Below are 21,335 nucleotides of genomic sequence, written 5' to 3'. Positions count from 1 at the left end.
GTTGCGCATGGCGCAGTCTCCGGAAATTGGGTCGCGTGCGCCCGTAGGCTGGACGGCATGACCGTAACGGGGGCAGATCAGGACGCCACGGGCATGACCGCCCGGCGCTACTGGTGGTGGGATCGGCGACGCAGTGTCGTGCTGGATGTGGCGCTGGCGTTGGTTTCGGCGTTGGAGTGTGTGCTTGAGGGGGTGAGGTTCGCCGGGACCGCGGGGGTGCCGGTGCCTCTGGGGGTGATCTTCGGGCTGCTGGTGGGGTCCGTGCTGCTGGTGCGGCGGCGGTGGCCCATCGCCGTGGTGCTGGTGGCGATCGCCGTGACGCCGGCCGAGATGGGCTTCCTGATGGGCATCGTGTCGCTGTACACGCTGGCCGCGTCGGAGGTGCCCCGGCGGATCACGGTGGTGCTGGCCGGGATGTCCCTGACCGGGACGCTGATCGTGACGTTCGTACGGACCCGGCAGGACGTGGGGAACGCGGCGGACGGGGACTTCAATCCGGCTTCCTGGTACGTGCCGCTGATGTCGTTGATCCTGTCGTTGGGGCTGACCGCGCCGCCGGTTCTGTTCGGCCTCTACATAGGGGCCCGGCGGCGGCTGATGGAGAGCTTGCGGGAGCGGGCGGACAGTCTGGAGCGGGAACTGTCGCTGCTGGCCGACCGGGCGGAGGAGCGGGCCGAGTGGGCCCGTACGGAGGAGCGGACCCGGATCGCGCGGGAGATGCACGACGTGGTGGCGCACCGGGTGAGCCTGATGGTGGTGCACTCGGCCGCGTTGCAGGCGGTGGCGCTGAAGGATCCGGCGAAAGCCGTGAAGAACGCGGCGCTGGTGGGCGACATGGGACGGCAGGCGCTGACGGAGCTGCGGGAGATGCTCGGGGTGCTGCGGTCCGGCGATCCGGTGCGGCCCGTGTCGATGGCGGTGCCGTTGGCTGCGGTCGGCGTCGCGGCGGCGGCAGCCGCGGCGGCCGGGGCGGCGGAGGACGGGCCGACCCTGGCGGAGCTCGAAGCGCTGGTGGGGCAGTCGCGGCAGGCCGGGATGGTGGTGGAGCTCTCGGTGGAGGGCGAGCCCGTCGACGCGTACGGGCCGCTGGTGGAGCAGACCGCGTACCGCGTGGTCCAGGAGGCGCTGACGAACGTGCACAAGCACGCTGCGGGCGCGAAGACCTGGGTGCGGTTGGCGCACCGGAGGTCGGAGGTCGCCATGCAGGTGGAGAACGGGGCGTCGGACGGCGGCACGGCGGACGCGGGGCTGCCGAGCGGGGGCAACGGTCTGGTGGGGATGCGGGAGCGGGTGACGGCGCTGGGGGGCGTGTTCGTCTCGGGGCCGACGGACGCGGGCGGTTTCCGGGTCTCGGCGGTGTTGCCGGCCGGTGTGGCGCGGGAGGGCTAGGTGTTCTGACCCGTGAGGTTGGGGACGCGGCTTGACGGAGCGTGGGGGCGTGACGCGCGGCGGTGCGGGCCGCGCGCGACCGGGCCGGCAGTGGCCGCGCGGGGCCGGGCCGCCCGGTGCGTTGTTCGGTGACGCGTGGCCCGGTGCGCTGCGCGGTGGCGCGCGGCTTGAGGCGCGCGGCTGGAGGTGCGTTGTTCGGTGGCGCGCGGGGCCGGGCCGCCCGGTGCGTGGCTGGTGGCGCCGCTTGAGGTGCGCGGGGGCGTGGGTCGTCGGCGGGGTCTGGGCCGGGCGGCCGGCGCGTTCAGGTCGGGCGTATGGGCCGGGGCGGCGTGCGGGAGCGGCGCGGGGCCCCGGGTGCGTACCCGCTCAGGGGCCCGTCGGGCTGAGGCGCGGGGGCTGGGTTCCGGTGACCAGGGTGGCCAGGGCCTGGTCGACGTCGGGGCCGAGGTACCAGTCGCCGGTGTGGTCGAGGCTGTAGACACGGCCTTCCGCGTCGATCGCGATGATGGCCTGGCTGTCCCCCTCGCTGCCCAGTTCCGTGCCGAGCGGGCAGACCTCGGTGTCGAGGGCGCGGCCGAGGTCGGCGAGGGTGCGGGCGTGATGCAGCCCTTGGAGCGGGTCGAAGTGGAAGGGCGTCGGGGCGATCTGGCGGCCCGCTCCCGGCGCGGTGAGGTGCAGCCCGCCGAATTCCGCCCAGGCCTCGACCGCGGCGGGGAAGACGCTGTGCCGGTGGCCGGTCGGGGAGGTGTGGGCGCGCAGGGTGTCGGCCCAGTGTTCCGCCTGCCGTATGTCCCAGCGTCCGGGCTGCCAGCCCGCGGTGCGCAGGGCGGCGTCGACGGCGACGGGGAAGCGGGTGGTGTTGGTGTTGGGGCCCGGCATCGGTGGCGGGTCAGCCCTTCTCGGTGGGGGACGGGGTGGGTGTGGCGGCTGTGGTGGGGTCCACCGGGCGTACGCCGAAGTGGGCGAGCATCGGTGTGCAGGAGCGGCACGGCGGTGCGTAGCTGCCGTGCCGGGGGTCGCCGTCCTCGCTGATGCGGCGGGCGGTGAGTTTGGCGTGCTTGAGGGAGCGGCGGGCCTCACCGTGGGTGAGGGGTTTGCGCGAGGCGCGTTTGGATCGTGAGGTCTCGGCGGCGGTGATGTGCCGGGAGACGAGGATCGCTTCGGGGCAGCGCCCGGTGAAGCGTTCGCGCTGGCCGCTGGTGAGGGTGTCGAGGAAATCCTGAACGAGCGGGTGCAGTGCGGGTGGTTGGTCGCCCTTGCCCGCGGTGCAGGTGAGGGTGTCGGCGCCGCGCACGGAAAGGGCGGCGGCGACGGTGGGCAGAATGCCGTCGCGGCGGTGCTGGAGCCGGGGCGGGCGGGCTGACTCGGTGCTGCTCCAGCTGAGCCGTGGATCTCCCGATGCGAGTGGTGTGGACGCGTTCGGTGTGACCGGTGTGCCTGTTTGAGCTGTGTGCATGGTGGTGCATTCCCTCCCCGTGCCCGCGGCGGTAGCCGCTGTGTCACGCCCCCGAGTTGCGGGGACAGCCTGCCAAATGTGTCCGGTGGTGTGAAAGCGGGGGCGCCGCTGTGTCGCCATCGGATGGAATTGGTGCAGTCGAAATGTGCTGATTCGGCGATGTCCGATCACTCGGGCGTGACGGTGTGTGTACGGAAGGCGAGGGGCAGGGCCGCCTGTTGCGGCACCGCATAGGCTGTGGCGAACCAGCCAGAAGCAGCAGGGGGCATTCGCCATGACGACAGGTCGGCTCGGGCAGCAAGCCGCGCCACCGAATGCGGCGTACGCCGGGCAGGTCGTGCATTTCCCGGACCCGGTCCGGGCGTCCCGCCACCCCAGGGGTGTGCGTATGGATGAGAACGGCCACCCGGATTTCTCGCATTACGCGCGGGCCGCCGCGGAGATCGCGGAGCCCCCGGAGGGCTTCGGCGTCGACGAACTGCGGCTCACCGATTATGTGTCGGCCAACGCGGCGCTGGCGGCCGAGGGGCACGAGCTGTGGGACACGATCCCGGCGGTGGCGACCCCGCACGGCTGGACCTGGCACCACGTGCCGGGCGAGCGGCTCATGGAGCTGGTGCCGGTCGAGGTGAAGGCGCTGCTGCGCCATCACGGCGGCCTGGCGACCACCGCCGTTGATCAGGAGAAGCGCGGTACGCGCCCGTTGCAGGAGACCCGGCCCGCCCATTTCGGGCTGCCGAAGGGTTCCGTTTCGGTGAGCGAGGAGCAGATCCTGGGTGTGGAGGAGGACCTCGGCTACCGGTTGCCCGGTGCGTACCGGTCGTTCCTGAAGGCGGCGGGTGGTTGCGCGCCCGTGGGTGCGGCGCTCGACGCGGAGCTCGGGCTGCTGGTGGACCAGCCGTTCTTCACGGTGCGGGACGAGGCCGCGGTCAATGACCTGGTGTACATCAACAAGTGTTTGCGTGACCACATGACCAAGGACTATCTGGGCGTCGCTTTCGTTCAGGGCGGTCTGCTGGCGGTGAAGGTCAGGGGTGACGCGGTCGGGTCGGTGTGGTTCGTCGCGTACGACGATGCGAGAGACCGCGACGGCTGGACGGTGCACGAGCGCGTGGAGCGGCTTCTGCTGCCCTGCGGTGATGACTTCGACGCCTTTCTGCAGCGGCTGGCGGGCAATCCGCCGGAGCTGGAGACCGTGGCGAACCTGATGGTGGACGGCGGCTTCGCGCGTGCTGTCCCGGTGGAGGGGTGAGCGCGATGGTGACCTTCGCGCAGGCGCAGGAGCGCGCGGAAGAGTGGGTCAACGGGGACGTTCCCGCGTATCAGCACCGTGAGGTGCGGGTGCGGGAGTTCGAGCTCGGTTTCGTGGTGTGGGCGGAGGACCGTCACGACGGTCCGACGTCGGACGGTGGCAGGCAGCGCCTGGTCATCGCGCGGGACAGTGGTGAGGCCACGCTGTGGCCGGGGTTGCCGGTGGGTGAGGTGATCCGCCGGTACGAGGAAGAGTACGGAGCGCCGGCGGAGATCATGGACGCGGACGAGGCTGCGGCGCCGCAGCGGATCGATCTGGAACAGACGTCGTTCCTGCTGACTCCTCCCGAGTGGCTTCAGGAAGCGGCGGACAAGATCGGGATTCCGGATCACCGGAGGTCGTCGGGCGGGGGATCCCTTGCCGGGTCGCCCGCGGCGGGCGGTGCGGGTTCCGGTGCGGGCGCGGGGGGCAACGGGGCTCCGGTGGACGCGGGTTCGCCGCGGGCCGGCGGGGACTGGTCGGACTCGGTGGGCGCGGGTGCGTCGGCCGGTGCGGGTGTCGGTCCCGGCGCGGCCGGGGCCGGGGCCGCGGGGCCGCCCTCCGCGGGCGACGACTGGCCGGCTGGCGCGGGTGCGGCTGGGCCGGTGAGCCCCGGTGACGGCGCGGGCTCCGGTTCGCCGGTCGCCGGTGGCGACTGGGCCGGGCCTGCGGGTGCCGGCGCCGGAGATGCCGGCGGGCGCCAGGGCAGGGCGGGTTCGCGTGGCGCGGGCGACGACTGGCCGGCTGGCGCGGGTGCGGCGGCCGGCGCCGGTGCGTCAGGGCCTGCGGGCTCCGCCGGTGCCGGTGCTGCGGACGCCAACGGGCCGCAGGGCAGGGCGGGTTCGCGTGGCGCGGACGACGACTGGCCGGGTGTTGCCGGAGCCGCGGGCACCGGTGGCGCCAACGCGCCGCAGGGCGGCGGCGGTTCCCGTCCGGCCGACGACTGGCCCGCCGCCGGTGCGGGCGGAAGCGGCGCCCAGGGCGCTGCAGGTTCGCCCTCCGCGGGGGGCGGCCGGCCCGGCGCTTCCGGTTCCGGTGCGCCCAACGGTCCGCAGCCCGCCGGGAGTTGGGGTGGGCAGGGCGGTAACGCCTCGCAGTCCGAGCGGAGTTCTTGCGGTGCGGCCTGGCCGAGCGCCGGTCCTGGCGGCGACTACGAGCCCACCAGCCCCGAGGGAGTGCCCGCGTCCACGCCGGGGGTGCCCGCCGGGGCGACCCCGTGGGCCGGGACCGACACCAACGCGGACTCCGACGACGCGTCGGTGCCGCTGCCGTCCACGGTGTACGCGCCCATGCTCTCGGGGTCCGACGCGGACGACGCCCGGCCGCCCGGTGTGCCGCCCGAGGCCAAGACTTCGCTGATGTCCGGCGGCAGCCGGCTGCCCTCGACCACGGTGGCTCCCGCGCTGCGCGCGGACGCCGCCGCGCCGGGTGCGGGCCCGCACCCGGCCGTGTCGCCGATGCCTCCGGCGGGCCCCGCCGGGCCTGCCCGGCCCGGTCAGAGCTCCGGGGACATCTCCGACGCCGCGACCAGCAAGGCCGCCATGCCGCCGCGCGGTGCGCGGGGCGGCGGCTCGACGACCCCGCCGCCGCCGGGCGCCCCCGGTACGCCGGGTGCGCGGCCCGGTGGGGCTCCGGCTCCTTCGGGTCCGGGTGCGCCCGGTGCGCCGGCCGGTGGGTACGTACCGACCCGGCTCGTTTCGCAGCTGGGCCCGGACGGGGCGCGGGCGCCAGGTCCGCCCTCGCCTCCGTCCGCCGGTGGCGGGGTGCATCACGCGCCGACGATGTTCGCGGACGCCAGTCAGGGTGGCGCGATGCCGAGCGCCCCGCAGCCGCCGGGCCCGCCCGGTCCGCCCGGTCCGCCGTCGCCCCCGTCGGCCGGTGGCGGGGTGCATCACGCCGCGACGATGTTCGCCGACCCGAGTCAGGGCGGCGGCATGCCCGGCTTCCCGCAGCCGCCCGGTCCGCCGGGTGCGCCGGGTGCCGGTGCTCCGCATCCCCCCGGCCCGCCCGGCGCTCCCGGCGCCGGTGCTCCGCAGCCGCCCGGCCCGCCCGGCGTCCCCGGCGCGGGCACGCACCAGGCGGCCACCATGCTGGCCGGGCCCGGCCAGGTGGGACCGCCTCCGAGGGGTCCGCAGCCGCCCGGTCCGCCCGGCATGCCCGGCGGCGGTCAGCCGCCGCACCTGCCCCAACCGCCGCTTCCGCAGGGCCACATGCCGCAGCACCAGGGGGCCCAGCGGCCTCCGGCGTACGGCTATCCGCAGCAGCCCACCGGTATGCCGACGGTCGGTCCCGGCTATCAGGCCGTGCTGCGCTACCGGGGTCCGGACGGTTCGGAGCAGCAGCTGATCCGCCGCTCCGCGCCCGGAACTCCGCACCCGGAGTGGCAGATCCTGCACGAGCTGCGCGCGATGAACGTGCCGCCGCAGCAGGTGCTCGAACTGCACACCGAGCTGGAGTCCTGCGAGCTGCCCGGCGGTTACTGCGCCCGGATGATCCGCGAGACCTGGCCGCAGGTGCGGATCACGAGTGTGGCGCCGTACGGCACGGATCATTCGAGCCGTCAGCAGGGCATGCAGCATCTGCTCACGCACCAGGGCGAGTTGCACCAGGTCGCGGACGGCCCGGCGCGTCCGGCGCCGATGCGGGCGCCGTTGCCGCACCCGGGTCAGGTGATGCAGGCGCCGCCGATCCCGCCCGAGGGGGTCGCGCACGAGCTGGCCGGTGCCTTCGGTCCGCAGGGTGTGTTCCGCTTCGACCAGGGCGCGGTGTCGCGCCAGGGTGTGCCGGAGATCGTGGCGCGCACGCTCGTCTGGGCGGGGCTGCCCATCGATTTCGGGCCATTCTTCTGGGCGCAGGCGGTGCCGGGTCAGCCGGTGCCGACGCTGGCGGAGCTCGCGGCGCAGCGCGGTGTGCAGCCGGCGTCCGACGCGGGTTCGTACCTCGTGATGGGCAGTGACTTCGGCCGGGCGCTCTGTGTCCAGTACGGCACGGCGCACATCGTGGCCGTGCCGGTGGAGGCGGGCCCCGGTGGTCAGCCGGTGCCCCCGCAGTTCGTGAACACGGGCCTGCCGGAGTTCGCCCGTTCGCTGGCGCTGCTCGGCCGGATGTGGCGGCTGCGCTTCGGTCTCAATCCGGAGCAGGCGGGCCGCTGGACGGTGGACTTCCAGGCGCAGCTGGTGGCGCTTGACCCGGCGGCGCTCGCGTCGCCGGAGAGCTGGTGGTCGGTGCTCCTCGAACAGATGTGGGACGGCCTGCTCTGACCGGGCAAGGCGGCGTGGCGAGGTGACCGGGGCGCTCGATCTGCGGGATGGGTCGGGCGCCTCGATCATGCTCGTATGAGGCGTCGTCGAATGAGCCGGCCCAAGCGGATCGCGCTGCTGGTCCTGGTCTTGGTCGTGCTGGTGGTCGGGTACGGCGCCGGGCTGTATTTCTGGGCCGGGTCGAAGCTGCGGAAGACGGACGCGCTGGCGCGGTACGACGGCAGGCCCGCGGCGGGCAAGGGGACGGACTGGCTGCTCATCGGGTCCGACAGCCGCTCGGCGCTCACCCCCGAGCAGCGCGAGAAGCTGCACGTCGGCAACGACGTGGGCCTGAACACCGACTCGCTGATGATCCTGCACTTCGGGGACAGCGGCCCGTACCTGGTCAGCCTGCCCCGTGACTCGTACGTCGACATCCCCGGGCACGGCAAGAACAAGATCAACGCGGCGTACGCGCTGGGCGGCGCGAAGCTGCCGACGCGGACCGTGGAGCAGGCCACCGGGTTGCGGCTCTCGCACTTCGGGGGGGACGACGCGGAGGCCGAAAGGCTGTTCGGCGCCCTGCGCGCGGACGCTCCGATTCCGGCCTCCGACAAGCCCTGACGTGTCCTTGGACCGTACGGTCGGGTGGACTGTCGGGTTTTGCGCATTTCCCTCTGCTCCCTCTGATCCACCAGGATGAGTGCGCGCCGTACCGCGCTTGTGTCGGAGAGGGGCTACAAGGATGAGTTCACCGGTTTCGCCGTCACCTCACGGCTTCGTCATTGTGCGAGGCCGCGGTTACCTGCCCGAGCAGGTGGAACGCCGTGCCGCCGAGCTGTCCAAGGACCGGGACGACGCGTGGGAGCGTGCCGCGCGCCTCACTGTCCTCGCCAAGGAGATGGAGGCCGGGGCAGCGGCACTGGGCGAGCAGCTGCGGGGGATGGCCCCGCAGACGTACGAGACGCTGAGCGAGCGGGCCCGGTATCTGCTGGCGGTGGTCCAGGAGGAGGACACCGAGCTGCGGGCCTCGGTGCGCGACGAGGCGCAGGCCCTGCACGAGGCGGCCGAGGGCGCGGCGCAGGCGGCCCGTGCGGCGGCGCGTGAGCACGCGGAGGCGGTACGGGCGGACGCGGAGGCCCGCGGCCAGGAGGTGCTGCGCGCGGCGCAGCAGGCGGCCGACGAGGCACGGACCGGTGCGCGCCGGGACGCGACGCAGTGGCGTGACGAGGCCGTCGCGGTGCTGGCGGACACGCGGGAGCGCGCGGGAGCGGTGGTCGCCGCCCAGGAGAAGGACCACGCGGAGCGCTGGGAGGCGTCCGGGCATGAGATCGCCGCCCGGGAGACGCGTCTTGAGGCCCGTCACGCGGAGCTGACGGCGCACGCCGAGGCGTCCTTGGCCGATGCGAGGCGGGTGCTGGCCGAGACGGAGGAGGCGGCCAGGCACGGCCAGGAGGACGCGGAGGCGCGGGGCGCCGAGCTGATCGCGCAGGCGCGGGTGCTTGAGGAGCGGGTCGTGCGGGAGACCGAGCGGATCCTGCGGGAACACGACGAGTCCCGCGAGGAGATGCAGGCGCACATGGACCACGTGCGCAGCAGTCTGGCCTCGCTGACGGGCCGTGGGCCGTCGGGGGGCTGAGTCCAATCGCCGGACCGGGAGCCTGCCGGGGCCCCCGGCCCGACCGGCCGGGAGCCGCCCCGGCCGCCGGCCCCGGGCGTCCCCGGCCGCTGGGCGTCTCAGCCCGCGTCGGCCCGTCCTGACGCCGCAGGCAGTGCGCAGGCGGGGGTTCCGCCCGGCATCCGCTCGCGGTTGGCGGCGATGAGCCGGTACGCGCCCCGGGCGACCTGGCGCACCCCCGGGAGCGTGAGCAGCGCCCCCGCGACGGCCCATGCGCCGCCCGCGTTGAGCAGCAGCTTGGCGACGGCCTGCGCGCCGCCGTACGTGACCCCGGGCGGGGTCACCCACAGCACCTCGTACCGGGCGCGCTCCTGGGTGATGCCGAGGGGGCCGAGGTCGGCGAACTGCCAGGGGACGATCTCGCAGCGGGGCCTGATCCGCCGCTCGACGAACCGCACGCAGGTGGTGCAGAAGGCACAGTCGCCGTCGTACACGAGTACAGGTCGGGTATGCATACCTCCATCGTGCCGGACGGGCGGCGGGAGTGTTACCCGGGCCTTTGGCCGCCGCCGCCCGCGCCAGGCCAGGATCCACGCCTCGACCGCCTCGTACTTCCGTCGCTCCTCGTCCGGCGCCCGACGCGTCAGCCTCGTGCCCAGCCAGCCCATGAAGAAGCCGAATGGGATTCGACACCGGGCTCGTCGTGGTGAACGGGTACCGGTTGAAGTCGCGGGCGGGGAAGACCGATTGGGGCGAGCCCGAGACCAGGTTGGTGCCCGTCATCAGGACCAGGACGCACAGCGTGCCGCCGATCAGGGTGCACATCAGGCCGGTGCGGGTGAAGCGGCGCCAGAAGAGGTGCGCTTGTTCGGGCCGCGTACGTTACCCAGGGGTACCCGCGCAGGGGAGCCTTTCGTACGAACTCGAACCAAGGATCGGTCAGTTACCGCAGGTAAAGAGGCACCTCGGGATCTGTACTGGCGGTAACCGAACCGGAGGGCTGCTGACCACCACGCCCCGGACGGCCGAAGGGCCCGCGTCCGGTGGGCGCGGGCCCTTCTGTGGTGCGGGTGTGTCCGGTCGTGCTCAGGCCGCGGAGTCGGACTTGCGGCGGCGTACGACGAACACCGCGCCGGCGCCGACCACCACGGCCGCGGCGCCCGCGAGGGCGATCTGCGGGACGGCCGAGTTGGAGCCGGTCTTGGCGAGCGCGCCGCTCACCGGCTGCGGGGACGAGGTGCCCTGCGGCGACGGGGCCGCGACCGGGGGCTTCGTGGCCTTGCCGGGCTTGGCGGGCGGGACCGTGCCGGGCTTGGTGCCCGCAGCCGCGATCTTGAATTCGTACGTGGTCAGGTCCGGCGTACCGCCGCACGACGTGTCGTCGTTCCAGTAGTCACCGGCGACGAAGGCGACGCCCTGGCCGTCCGGGGCCTTCGCGTCGGCCTTGAGGCGCAGCTTGATGTCGCTGTGCGCGCCGGCCTTCAGCGGGGCGATGCGGTCGACGTAGTTCTCGACGTCGACGTTCTGCCAGGCCTTGGAGGTCGCGGAGGACCACTGGAGCTTCAGCAGGTGGCTGAGGTCCTTGATGCCGTTCTTGTCCGACGCGTGGACGGTGACGAAGGGGTAGACCTCGTCCATCGTCTTGTCGGTGCCGTTGGTCAGGCGGAGCTTGAAGTCGACCCACTTCCCGGCGACCACCGTGCTGGGCAGGCCCGTCACGACGGTGGTGAACTCGGGCTCCAGGACGCACTTTCCGTCGCCCTCGTCGCCCTCCTCCTCCAGCGCGTCGGCGAGCGCCTTGTCGGCGGCCTTCTTGACGCCGAGGGCGTCCTTCTCGGCCTGCTGCGCCAGGCTGATCTGCTGGGCGGCGGCGACCCGGGCGTTGTCCAACGCGTCCTGGGCCGTCGCGCTCTTGGCGTCGGCTGCGGTCTTCGTCTCGGCGGCCGTCTTGGCGACTGCCTCGGCGTCGGTGACGGCCTTCTCCGCGGCGGCCTTCTGCTCCACGGTGGCGTCTGCCGGCAGCGCGGCGAGCGCGGTCTTCGCGTCGGTGACCGCGGTGTCGGCGGCGGTCTTCGCGGTGGCGGCCTTGGTGGCCTCCTTCTCGGCGGCCTTCTGCGCGACGCGGAGCGGCGAGGCGTCGGTGGCAAGGACGTCGAGCGCGTCCCTGGCGTCCCGCACGGCCTTGACCGCGTCCTCGTACGCCTTCCGCGCTATCTCGGCGGCCTTTTCGAGCTGCTTGACGGTGGGCTTGCTCGACTGCTCCTGCGTGGCGGGCTTGGCGTCGGCGAACGCCGGGGCGACCGAGAGCAGGGCGAGGGGTGTCGTCACTGCGGCCACGGCAGCAGTGGCGAGGATGCGGCGGAATCTCACAGGTGACCTTTTTCTGGGTCCGAAAGAAACAAGCGAAAGAAAAGAAAAGGGGAAGTCGCCGTGGAGAACCTCTGTGGTGCGCGACTTTGCCGAAGAGTAAGGGGGGAATAAGAGCTTAGGAAGCCGGATTTTTGTGTATCAGGTCTGTGGTGCTTACGTGAGGGATGGTCAAAAAGGGCATTCGCTGACGGTTGCTCACGAGTTCTGTGATTTCCCTGTGAGGCATGTCACTTGAGCGGCGCGGGATCTTCCGGTTCGTTGATGACGGGGAAGCGGCGCGGGGCGACGAATATCAGCGCGAGCAGCGCCAGGACTGCCGCGCAGGACGCGCCCAGATATACGTGGTCGACGGCCGCGTCGACCGCCCGGCGCAGGTAGTCGGCCGCCTCCGCGGTGAGCCTGCCCGGGTCGCCCAACGCGTGGGACACGGAGTCGAGGTCGCCGGGCAGGCCGTCACGTATCGCTTCGGGGGCGTCCGCGAGCCTGGACGCGAGGGTGGCGTTGGCGACGGCGCCGAAGAGCGCGGCGCCCACCGACTGGCCGACCTGGCGGCAGAAGAGGACGGACGCGGTGGTGGTGCCGCGCTCCGACCAGCCGACCGTCGACTGGACGCCGACGATGAGGGGGAGTTGGAAGAGGCCGAGCGCCCCGCCCAGCAACAGCATGATCAGGGCCGGCTGCCACGCCGAGCCGGGGAACGGCAGCAGCGGGAAGGCGAGCAGGATCAGTGCCGCGCAGCCGATGCCGATGATCGCGGTCAGCCGGAACCCGATGCGGTTGTACGCGTGCTGGCTCAGCGCGGCCGACACCGGCCAGCTCAGTGTCATGATCGAAAGGACGAAGCCGGCGGCTATCGGGTCGAGTTCAAGGACCGCCTGGGCGTAGGTGGGCAGGAAGACGGTCGGGGCGACCATCAGGAGGCCCAGCGCCCCCAGCGCGAGATTGACGGCGGCGATGGTGCGCCTGCGCCACACCCAGCCCGGGATGATCGGCTCGGCGGCGCGGCGCTCGATGACGACGGTGGCCGCGGCGAGCAGTGCGCTGCCGCCGAACAGGGCGAGGGAGGGTGCGGAGAGCCAGGGCCAGGCGACGCCGCCCTGCACGAGCGCGAAGAGCAGCAGGCCGCCGCAGGCGAACACGCCGAGCGCGCCCGCCCAGTCGATGCGGGGGCGGCCGGTGGCCGTGGGGGACTTCGTGCGCGCCGGTTCGTGGAAGTGCCGGGCGATCAGCCACAGCGCCACGGCGCCCACCGGCAGGTTGATGAGGAAGATCCAGCGCCAGTCGGCGTACGAGGCGAGCAGCCCGCCGACGGCTGGGCCCGCGACGGCCGACACCGCCCACACGGTGGACAGCTTCGCCTGGATCTTGGGGCGTTCCTTCAGGGGATACAGGTCGGCGGCGACCGTCTGGACCGTGCCCTGGATCGCTCCGCCGCCGAGGCCCTGGACGACGCGGAACGCGATCAGGCTCTCCATGTTCCAGGCGAAGGCGCAGAGGAGTGAGCCGACGAGGAAAAGGATGATCCCGGCCAGCAGGACCGGCTTGCGGCCGAAGGTGTCGGAGAGCTTTCCGTACACCGGGAGAGTGACCGTCACCGCGAGCAGATAGCCCGCGAACAGCCAGGAGAAGATCGCGAACCCGCCGAGGTCGCCGACGATCTGAGGCACGGCGGTGGACACGATCGTGCCGTCCAGGGCGGCCAGGGCCATGCCGAGCATGAGCGCGGCGACGACCGGGCCGCGGCGGGCGTCGGGGAGCGCGGGAGGGGGAGTGGGGCCGGGAGCGGCGGGCGTGGGCGGTGGGCCGCCGGGTATCGCGCCGGTGCCGTCCGAGCCGCCGCCGCTGCCCGTGCCCGCACGGCTCGTGCTCCCGGTGCTTCCCGGGCCGGTACTCCCCGTATTGCCGCCCGCGCCGCCCACCAGGGTCCCTTCACTGTGCACGTATGTGGTTCCGTCACCTTCTCATCCGCAGCTCACGCGGGGGGAGGGGGCGGACGACCCGGAGTGGCCCTCCCTCTGAGGGTGGAGATCCCCTAGGGGGATCTCCTTATTTCTGGCCAGCGAGTGTTCGTCCCGGCGGAGGACGAGCCGGACGCCGCCTTTCTTTAACTTGGTCTTACGGCCTCGATGCGGGCTGCCCCACCTCACGGACGGGGCGCCCCCGGGCGCACACGCAAACGGAGACACCTGACGGACATGGACCTTCGACGTCCATGCATCAAGCGACATAGGAGACTTACCGTGACAACGGCCATGACCATTCCCAGGCACGGGGGCACTGGAGGGCGTACGGCCGTCGCCGCGAGGGCGCGACAGGTCGTCAAGGCGTACGGGTCCGGGGAAACCCGCGTCGTCGCGCTCGACCACGTCGATGTGGACATCGCCCGCGGGCAGTTCACCGCGATCATGGGCCCGTCCGGGTCCGGCAAATCCACGCTGATGCACTGCCTGGCCGGCCTCGACACCGTCACGTCGGGCGAGATCTTCCTCGACGAGACCGAGATCACCGGGCTCAAGGACAAGAAGCTCACGCGGCTGCGCAGGGACCGTATCGGCTTCATCTTCCAGGCGTTCAACCTGCTGCCGACGCTCAACGCCCTGGAGAACATCACGCTGCCGATGGACATCGCGGGCCGCAAGCCGGACGCCGCGTGGCTCAACCAGGTGGTGGAGACCGTCGGCCTCGCGGACCGCCTCCGCCACCGGCCGACCGAGCTTTCCGGCGGCCAGCAGCAGCGGGTCGCGGTCGCCCGGGCACTCGCCGCACGGCCCGAGATCATCTTCGGGGACGAGCCGACCGGAAATCTCGACTCCCGCGCCGGAGCAGAGGTGTTGAGCTTCCTGCGCCGGTCCGTCGACGAGCTGTCGCAGACCATCGTCATGGTGACCCACGACCCGGTCGCCGCCTCGTACGCGGACCGTGTGCTGTATCTCGCCGACGGTCGCATCGTCGACGAGATGTTCGCCCCGACGGCCGACCAGGTGCTCGACCGCATGAAGGACTTCGACGCACGCGGGCGGACGTCATGACCGTACTCAGGAGCTCTCTGCGCAACTTCGTCGCGCACAAAGGGCGGATGGCGCTCTCCGCCGTCGCGGTCCTGCTCTCGGTGGCGTTCGTGTGCGGCACGCTCGTCTTCACCGACACCATGAACACCACCTTCGACAAGCTCTTCGCCGCCACCGCGGCCGATGTCACGGTCGCCCCCAAGCCGTTGAGCGACGACGACGCTCCGCAGACCGGCAAGCCCGAGTCGCTGCCCGCGTCCGTCGTCGGGCAGGTGGCGAAGACCGACGGCGTGCAGTCCGCCGAAGGCGCCGTCTCCAGCATGTCGGTGACCGTCGTCAACAGCGACAACAAGAACATGGGTTCCGACAGCGGTGCCCCCACGATCGCCGGCAACTGGACGAAGAGCGACCTCAAGTCCATGGAGATCACCTCCGGGCACGCCCCGCGCGGGCCCACGGAGGTCATGGTCGACTCCGACACCGCCGACAAGCACCACCTCAAGCTCGGCGACGAACTGCGCACCATCGCCGTCACCGGTGACATCAGGGCGAAGATCACCGGCATCGCCTCCTTCAAGGTGACCAACCCGGGCGCGGCCGTCTTCTACTTCGACACCGCGACCGCGCAGCAGAAGCTGCTGGGCAAGCCGGACACCTTCAGTCACATCGCGGTGACCGCCCAACAGGGTGTCGGTGACGCCCAGTTGAAGCAGCGCATCGCGGACGCGCTGGACGGCCCCTACAAGCTCCAGACCGCGAAGGAGTCCGCGGACTCCGGGCGCGAGGAGATCGGCTCCTTCCTCGGCGTGATGAAGTACGCGATGCTCGGCTTCGCCGGGATCGCCTTCCTCGTCGGTATCTTCCTGATCGTCAACACCTTCTCGATGCTGGTCACCCAGCGCACCCGCGAGATCGGGCTGATGCGGGCGCTCGGCTCCAGCCGCAAGCAGATCAACCGGTCGGTGCTGGTGGAGGCGCTGCTGCTCGGCATCGTCGGTTCGATTCTGGGCATCGGCGCGGGCGTCGGCCTCGCCATCGGGCTGATGAAGCTCATGGGCAGCCTCGGCATGGAACTGTCCACAGACGACCTGACAGTGGCCTGGACGACCCCGGTCATCGGGCTCGCCCTCGGCATCATCGTCACCGTCGTCGCCGCCTACGTCCCGGCCCGGCGGGCCGGCACCGTCTCCCCGATGGCCGCGCTGCGCGACGTCGGGACCCCGGCGGACGGCAGGGCGGGCCGGGTACGGGCCGCACTCGGCCTGGTCCTGACCGGCGCCGGCGGCGCGCTGCTGTACGTGACGACGCGGGCGGACAAGGCGGGCGAAGGCTCACTGTTCCTCGCCGGCGGCGTGGTCCTCACCCTCGTCGGCTTCGTCGTCATCGGCCCGCTGCTCGCGGGCTTCGTGGTCCGGGCGCTCAGCGCGGTCGTCCTGCGCATGTTCGGCCCGGTGGGGCGGATGGCCGAGCGCAACGCGCTGCGCAATCCGCGGCGTACGGGGGCGACCGGCGCCGCCCTGATGATCGGCCTCGCCCTGGTGGCGTGCCTGTCGGTCGTCGGGTCCTCCATGGTCGCCTCGGCCACCGACGAGCTCGACAAGTCGGTCGGCGCGGACTTCATCGTCCAGGCGAAAACCGCGCAGCCGATCGTCCCCGGCGCCGAGGAGGCGCTGCGGGCGGCCCCCGGCATCGAGCACGTCACCAACTACAAGTCGGTCGAGGCCAAGCTGACCTCGCCCGACGGCAAGGTGGAGGACGAGGACCTGGCCGCCGCCGACCCGACGTACGCGGAGGACCTGCGGCGCGAGACCGTCGCCGGTGAACTGACGGCGGCGTACGGCAAGGACGCCATGTCGGTCGGCGACGACTATGCCAAGAGGCACGACATCAAGGTCGGCGACGAGATGACGGTCGACTTCACCGCGGGCAAGAGCGCGAGGCTGCGGATCGCGGCGATCACCTCGGACGACGTGAACGTCGACAAGGGCGCGATGTACACCAACATCACGACCGTCGCGAAGTACCTGCCGGCCGAGAAGATGCCGAAGAACCAGATCATGTTCGCGAAGGCCGAGGAGGGCAAGGAGAAGGCCGCCTACGCGAGCCTCAAGGACGCGCTGTCGGCGTACCCGCAGTACCGGGTGCAGAACCAGACCGACTTCAAGCAGGACCTCAAGGACCAGGTCGGCCAACTGCTGAACATCGTCTACGGCCTGCTCGGCCTCGCCATCGTCGTCGCGATCCTCGGCGTGGTGAACACCCTCGCCCTGTCGGTCGTCGAGCGGACCAGGGAGATCGGCCTGATGCGGGCCATCGGCCTCTCGCGCCGGCAACTGCGCCGCATGATCCGCCTGGAGTCCGTGGTCATCGCGCTCTTCGGTGCGCTGCTCGGCCTCGGGCTCGGGATGGGCTGGGGTACGTCAGCGCAGAAGCTGCTGGCCCTGGAGGGCCTCAGGGTCCTGGAGATCCCGTGGCCGACGATCATCGGAGTCTTCGTCGCCTCGGCCTTCGCGGCCCTGGTCCCGGCATTCCGGGCGGGCCGGATGAACGTACTGAACGCCATCGCCACCGAGTAGCGGGAGCGGCGGCCCGTGCGGGTGCCGCACGAGTGGTGCGGCACCCGCACGGGGCGGTGCGGTGCGGGTGAGGGTCCGGGACTGGGGTGCACAGGGGAGATCCCAGCACCGGGCCGGGCAGGGGGCGTTCGGCGGATCTTCGCCGGGCGCCCCCTGCCGCGTCCCCTGCTCGGCCCGCAGCCCGTCCACCACCTGCCGGGACCGGGTGACGAGCTGGAGCTCCTGGTGGAGCTCGTGCAGTCGCACATCGACCAGCCGGGCCAGCGCCACCTCCGGATTGGCCGGGGAGATCAGCCCGTTTGGCGCCGGTGGGGTGCAGCAGCCCCAGCTCACGCAGCCGCGCGAGGCAGCTCCGGACGGCTTCGGGGTCGGTGTACAGCCGCAGATGGATGTCGTCGGCGGGTGTATCGGGATTGCGCGGAAAGTGCCGGTAGATCTCTTCTTCGGCCTCGGACACGCCGAATACGGACATCTGGTTCTCAGCCAAGTGTGCCCCCGCTGCTTGGTCCTCGGCAGCGCTGCCCGACGAGGGTCGCCCGGGTTCGGCCACTGCTGCCGGAGCAGTAAGGCAAAGAATGAGCCGTGGTCATCGGTTTTGAGACGGCGACGGCGTCAAATATGTGTGAGGTGCGGGCGTACCGCGGGCAGCCCCCTCGCAGGCCGGGGCCGCGGCGCGCCGAGGGGCCCGCACGGCGCTCGGGCCTCCGGTCGATCTTCGTGGCGGGCGTTGCGGACGCGAGTGTCGTAGGGGAGTCGTACGCTGGAATCCGCCCCCGGCCCGTGAGACGTGTCGGGCCCTTCGCGTTGCCCACCTCGTCACTGCCTGTCACCCCGGACGGAACCCCTTCATGAGCCTGCACGGTCTGCTGGACGCCGTTGTACGAGACCCGGCGCTCGCCGAAGCGGTGAAGGCCGCCACCGACGGCAACCGCATGCGTGTCGACCTGGTCGGCCCGCCCGGCGCCCGCCCCTTCGCGGTGGCCGCGCTCGCCCGCGACGCGGGCCGGCCGCTGCTCGCGGTGACCGCGACCGGCCGGGAGGCCGAGGACCTGGCGGCGGCGCTGCGCACCCTGCTGCCGGAGGACGGCGTCGTGGAGTACCCGTCGTGGGAGACGCTGCCGCACGAGCGCCTGTCGCCGCGCAGCGACACGGTGGGCCGCCGGCTCGCCGTGCTGCGGCGCCTCGCGCACCCCATCGCGGACGACCCGTCGGCGGGCCCGATCAGCGTCGTCGTGGCGCCCGTGCGGTCGGTGCTCCAGCCACAGGTCAAGGGTCTCGGCGACCTGGTTCCGGTGTCCCTGCGCTCCGGGGCGAGCGCGGATCTGGGCGAGATCACCGAGGCGCTCGCCGCGGCGGCCTACTCCCGGGTCGAACTGGTCGAGAAGCGCGGCGAGTTCGCAGTTCGCGGCGGCATCCTCGACGTCTTCCCGCCGACCGAGGAACACCCCCTGCGGGTGGAGTTCTGGGGCGACGACATCGAGGAGATCCGCTACTTCAAGGTGGCTGACCAGCGCTCCCTGGAGGTCGCCGAGCACGGGCTGTGGGCGCCGCCCTGCCGCGAGCTGCTGCTGACCGACGACGTACGGCAGAGGGCGGCGGCCCTCGCCGAGGCCCACCCGGAGCTCGGCGAACTGCTCGGCAAGATCGCCGAGGGCATCGCGGTCGAGGGCATGGAGTCCCTCGCGCCGGTCCTCGTCGACGAGATGGAGCTCCTGATCGACGTCCTGCCCAAGGGCTCGATGGCCGTGGTCTGCGACCCCGAGCGGGTCAGGACCAGGGCGGCGGACCTGGTGGCGACCTCGCAGGAGTTCCTCCAGGCGTCGTGGGCGGCCACCGCGGGCGGCGGCGACGCCCCGATCGACGTCGACGCGGCCTCGCTGCGGGGGATCGCGGACGTACGGGAGCGGGCGCGCGAGCTGGAGATGATGTGGTGGTCCCTCGCGCCGTTCGCCGCCGACGAGGAGCTGTCGGACGACACGCTCAAGCTGGGCATGCACGCCCCCGAGACCTACCGCGGTGACACCGCCCGCGCGCTCGCCGACACCAAGGGCTGGCTGGCCGACGGCTGGCGCACGGTCTATGTGACCGAGGGGCACGGCCCCGCCGCCCGCACCGTGGAGGTACTCGGCGGCGAAGGCATCGCCGCCCGCCTGGACGTGGAGCTGACCGAGGTCACCCCGTCCGTCGTGCATGTCTCCTGCGGCATGATCGACTACGGCTTCGTGGACCCGGGCCTCAAGCTGGCCGTCCTCACCGAGACGGACCTCACCGGCCAGCGCACCGCCAGCAAGGAGCTGGGCCGGATGCCGGCCCGGCGGCGCAAGAGCATCGACCCGCTGACGCTGCAGGCCGACGACTACATCGTGCACGAGCAGCACGGCGTCGGTCGGTACGTCGAGATGGTGCAGCGCACGGTCCAGGGCGCCACCCGCGAGTACCTCCTGGTCGAGTACGCCCCCGCGAAGCGCGGCCAGCCCGGCGACCGGCTGTACATCCCCACCGACCAGCTGGAGCAGGTCACCAAGTACGTCGGCGGCGAGGCCCCGACCCTGCACCGCCTCGGCGGCGCGGACTGGACGAAGACCAAGGCGCGCGCCAAGAAGGCCGTCAAGGAGATCGCCGCCGACCTGATCAAGCTCTACTCGGCGCGCATGGCGGCCCCCGGCCACACCTTCGGTCCCGACACCCCGTGGCAGCGCGAGCTGGAGGACGCCTTCCCGTACGTGGAGACGCCCGACCAGCTGTCCACCATCGCCGAGGTGAAGGAGGACATGGAGAAGTCCATCCCCATGGACCGCCTGATCTGCGGCGACGTCGGCTACGGCAAGACGGAGATCGCGGTCCGCGCCGCGTTCAAGGCCGTCCAGGACGGCAAGCAGGTCGCGGTCCTGGTCCCCACGACGCTCCTGGTGCAGCAGCACTTCGGGACGTTCTCCGAGCGGTACGCGCAGTTCCCCGTTGTGGTGAAGGCGCTCAGCCGCTTCCAGTCGGACGCGGAGGCGAAGGCGACCCTGGAGGGCCTCAGGGAGGGCTCGGTCGACCTGGTGATCGGCACCCACCGGCTGTTCTCCTCGGAGACCAAGTTCAAGGACCTGGGCCTGGTGATCGTCGACGAGGAGCAGCGCTTCGGCGTGGAGCACAAGGAGCAGCTGAAGAAGCTCCGCGCCAACGTCGACGTTCTGACGATGTCCGCGACGCCCATCCCCAGGACGCTCGAAATGGCGGTCACCGGCATCCGCGAGATGTCGACGATCACCACCCCGCCGGAGGAGCGGCACCCCGTCCTCACCTTCGTGGGACCGTACGAGCAGAAGCAGATCGGCGCGGCCGTACGGCGTGAACTGCTGCGCGAGGGCCAGGTCTTCTACATCCACAACCGCGTCGAGTCGATCGACCGGGCCGCCGCCAAGCTGCGCGAGATCGTCCCGGAGGCGCGCATCGCCACGGCGCACGGCCAGATGGGCGAGAGCGCGCTGGAGCAGGTCGTCGTCGACTTCTGGGAGAAGAAGTTCGACGTCCTCGTGTCCACGACGATCGTCGAATCGGGCATCGACATCTCCAACGCCAACACCCTGATCGTCGAGCGCGGCGACAACTTCGGCCTGTCCCAACTCCACCAGCTGCGCGGCCGGGTGGGCCGTGGCCGCGAGCGCGGCTACGCGTACTTCCTGTACCCGCCGGAGAAGCCCCTCACCGAGACCGCCCACGAGCGCCTCGCGACGATCGCCCAGCACACCGAGATGGGCGCCGGCATGTACGTCGCGATGAAGGACCTGGAGATCCGCGGCGCGGGCAATCTGCTGGGCGGCGAGCAGTCCGGTCACATCGCGGGCGTCGGCTTCGACCTGTACATCCGCATGGTCGGCGAGGCCGTCGCGGACTACCGGGCCGCGGTCGAGGGCGGCGAGCAGGAGGAGCCGCCGCTGGAGGTCAAGATCGAGCTCCCGGTGGACGCGCACGTCCCGCACGACTACGCCCCGGGCGAGCGCCTGCGCCTGCAGGCCTACCGCTCGATCGCCTCCGCCAACTCGGAGGAGGACATCAAGGCCGTGCGCGAGGAGCTGACCGACCGCTACGGCAAGCTCCCCGAGCCCGTCGAGAACCTGCTCCTGGTGGCCGGACTGCGGATGCTGGCCCGCGCCTGCGGCGTCTCGGACATCACCCTGGCGGGCAACAACATCCGCTTCGGCCCGGTGGAGCTGCGCGAGTCCCAGGAGCTGCGGCTCAAGCGACTGCACCCGCGAACGATCATGAAGCCGGCCACTCGCCAGATCATGGTCCCGCGCCCGGCGCCGGCCACGATGGGCGGCAAGCCGGTGGTGGGCCGCGAACTGCTGCGCTGGACGGGGGAGTTCCTCACCACGATTCTGGGGTCGTGACGGCCGCCC

The 21,335-nt window shown here is 72.0% G+C and carries 13 protein-coding genes and 2 pseudogenes; 8 read left to right on the top strand and 7 right to left on the bottom strand.

Going from position 1 to position 21,335, the window contains the following annotated elements; genetic code table 11:
• Positions 1-57: 57 nt before the first annotated feature.
• Positions 58-1,389, top strand: a complete 1,332-nt coding sequence (locus ACLLJJ_RS14120; protein ID WP_434590657.1) for a sensor histidine kinase — start codon at positions 58-60, stop codon at positions 1,387-1,389.
• A 366-nt stretch (positions 1,390-1,755) separates the two neighbouring features.
• Here the strand turns inward: ACLLJJ_RS14120 and ACLLJJ_RS14115 are convergent, their stop codons facing one another.
• Together ACLLJJ_RS14115 and ACLLJJ_RS14110 are read right to left on the bottom strand one after the other, a co-directional pair.
• Positions 1,756-2,268, bottom strand: a complete 513-nt coding sequence (locus ACLLJJ_RS14115; protein WP_434590654.1) for an SUKH-3 domain-containing protein — start codon at positions 2,266-2,268, stop codon at positions 1,756-1,758.
• A 10-nt stretch (positions 2,269-2,278) separates the two neighbouring features.
• Positions 2,279-2,845 (bottom strand): YwqJ-related putative deaminase, encoded by a 567-nt coding sequence (locus ACLLJJ_RS14110; protein WP_434590651.1) that lies wholly within the window; start codon positions 2,843-2,845, stop codon positions 2,279-2,281.
• A gap of 274 nt (positions 2,846-3,119) precedes the next feature.
• On the opposite strand from ACLLJJ_RS14110, the gene ACLLJJ_RS14105 reads away from it, so the two are divergent.
• The 4 genes from ACLLJJ_RS14105 (at position 3,120) to ACLLJJ_RS14090 (ending at position 9,014) form a co-directional block, all read left to right on the top strand.
• Positions 3,120-4,097, top strand: coding sequence for an SMI1/KNR4 family protein (locus ACLLJJ_RS14105; protein ID WP_434590648.1), 978 nt, complete (start codon positions 3,120-3,122; stop codon positions 4,095-4,097).
• A gap of 5 nt (positions 4,098-4,102) precedes the next feature.
• Positions 4,103-7,396 carry an SUKH-4 family immunity protein gene (locus tag ACLLJJ_RS14100; RefSeq protein ID WP_434600413.1) on the top strand — a complete coding sequence of 1,098 codons (3,294 nt, stop codon included), beginning with the start codon at positions 4,103-4,105 and terminating at the stop codon, positions 7,394-7,396.
• 90 nt (positions 7,397-7,486) lie between these two features.
• Complete coding sequence (locus tag ACLLJJ_RS14095) at positions 7,487-7,999, top strand: LCP family protein (RefSeq protein WP_434590645.1); 513 nt, start codon at positions 7,487-7,489, stop codon at positions 7,997-7,999.
• Between the two features lie 121 nt (positions 8,000-8,120).
• Positions 8,121-9,014 (top strand): cellulose-binding protein, encoded by an 894-nt coding sequence (locus ACLLJJ_RS14090; RefSeq protein WP_434590642.1) that lies wholly within the window; start codon positions 8,121-8,123, stop codon positions 9,012-9,014.
• 98 nt (positions 9,015-9,112) lie between these two features.
• Here the strand turns inward: ACLLJJ_RS14090 and ACLLJJ_RS14085 are convergent, their stop codons facing one another.
• From ACLLJJ_RS14085 to ACLLJJ_RS14070, 4 genes and pseudogenes are all read right to left on the bottom strand, one after another.
• On the bottom strand, positions 9,113-9,508 hold the full coding sequence (locus ACLLJJ_RS14085; protein WP_434600412.1) for a thiol-disulfide oxidoreductase DCC family protein: 396 nt from the start codon (positions 9,506-9,508) through the stop codon (positions 9,113-9,115).
• 51 nt (positions 9,509-9,559) lie between these two features.
• Positions 9,560-9,851, bottom strand: a pseudogene (locus tag ACLLJJ_RS14080) (cation acetate symporter); the annotation flags it as partial.
• A 228-nt stretch (positions 9,852-10,079) separates the two neighbouring features.
• Positions 10,080-11,321 carry an LAETG motif-containing sortase-dependent surface protein gene (locus ACLLJJ_RS14075; protein ID WP_434590640.1) on the bottom strand — a complete coding sequence of 414 codons (1,242 nt, stop codon included), beginning with the start codon at positions 11,319-11,321 and terminating at the stop codon, positions 10,080-10,082.
• A 269-nt stretch (positions 11,322-11,590) separates the two neighbouring features.
• A complete protein-coding gene (locus tag ACLLJJ_RS14070) occupies positions 11,591-13,177 on the bottom strand; it encodes an MDR family MFS transporter (protein ID WP_434600411.1) in 1,587 nt (528 codons plus the stop codon).
• Positions 13,178-13,603: 426 nt separating this feature from the next.
• Between ACLLJJ_RS14070 and ACLLJJ_RS14065 the strand changes: the two genes are divergently transcribed.
• Complete coding sequence (locus tag ACLLJJ_RS14065; protein ID WP_434590637.1) at positions 13,604-14,392, top strand: ABC transporter ATP-binding protein; 789 nt, start codon at positions 13,604-13,606, stop codon at positions 14,390-14,392.
• Positions 14,389-16,947, top strand: a complete 2,559-nt coding sequence (locus ACLLJJ_RS14060; protein ID WP_434590636.1) for an ABC transporter permease — start codon at positions 14,389-14,391, stop codon at positions 16,945-16,947. The genes ACLLJJ_RS14065 and ACLLJJ_RS14060 overlap by 4 nt, the downstream gene beginning before the upstream one ends.
• 144 nt (positions 16,948-17,091) lie before the next feature.
• Here ACLLJJ_RS14060 and ACLLJJ_RS14055 read toward each other — a convergent pair.
• Positions 17,092-17,434 (bottom strand): annotated as a pseudogene (locus tag ACLLJJ_RS14055) (helix-turn-helix transcriptional regulator); the annotation flags it as partial.
• A gap of 361 nt (positions 17,435-17,795) precedes the next feature.
• Here ACLLJJ_RS14055 and mfd point away from each other — a divergent pair.
• Positions 17,796-21,326: a transcription-repair coupling factor gene (mfd, locus tag ACLLJJ_RS14050; protein ID WP_434590634.1), complete on the top strand. Its 3,531-nt coding sequence runs from the start codon at positions 17,796-17,798 to the stop codon at positions 21,324-21,326.
• Positions 21,327-21,335: the final 9 nt, after the last annotated feature.

This window comes from Streptomyces sp. A5-4, assembly GCF_051131715.1.
Lineage (GTDB): Bacteria > Actinomycetota > Actinomycetes > Streptomycetales > Streptomycetaceae > Streptomyces.
This window is presented reverse-complemented; position numbering and strand designations above follow the sequence as displayed.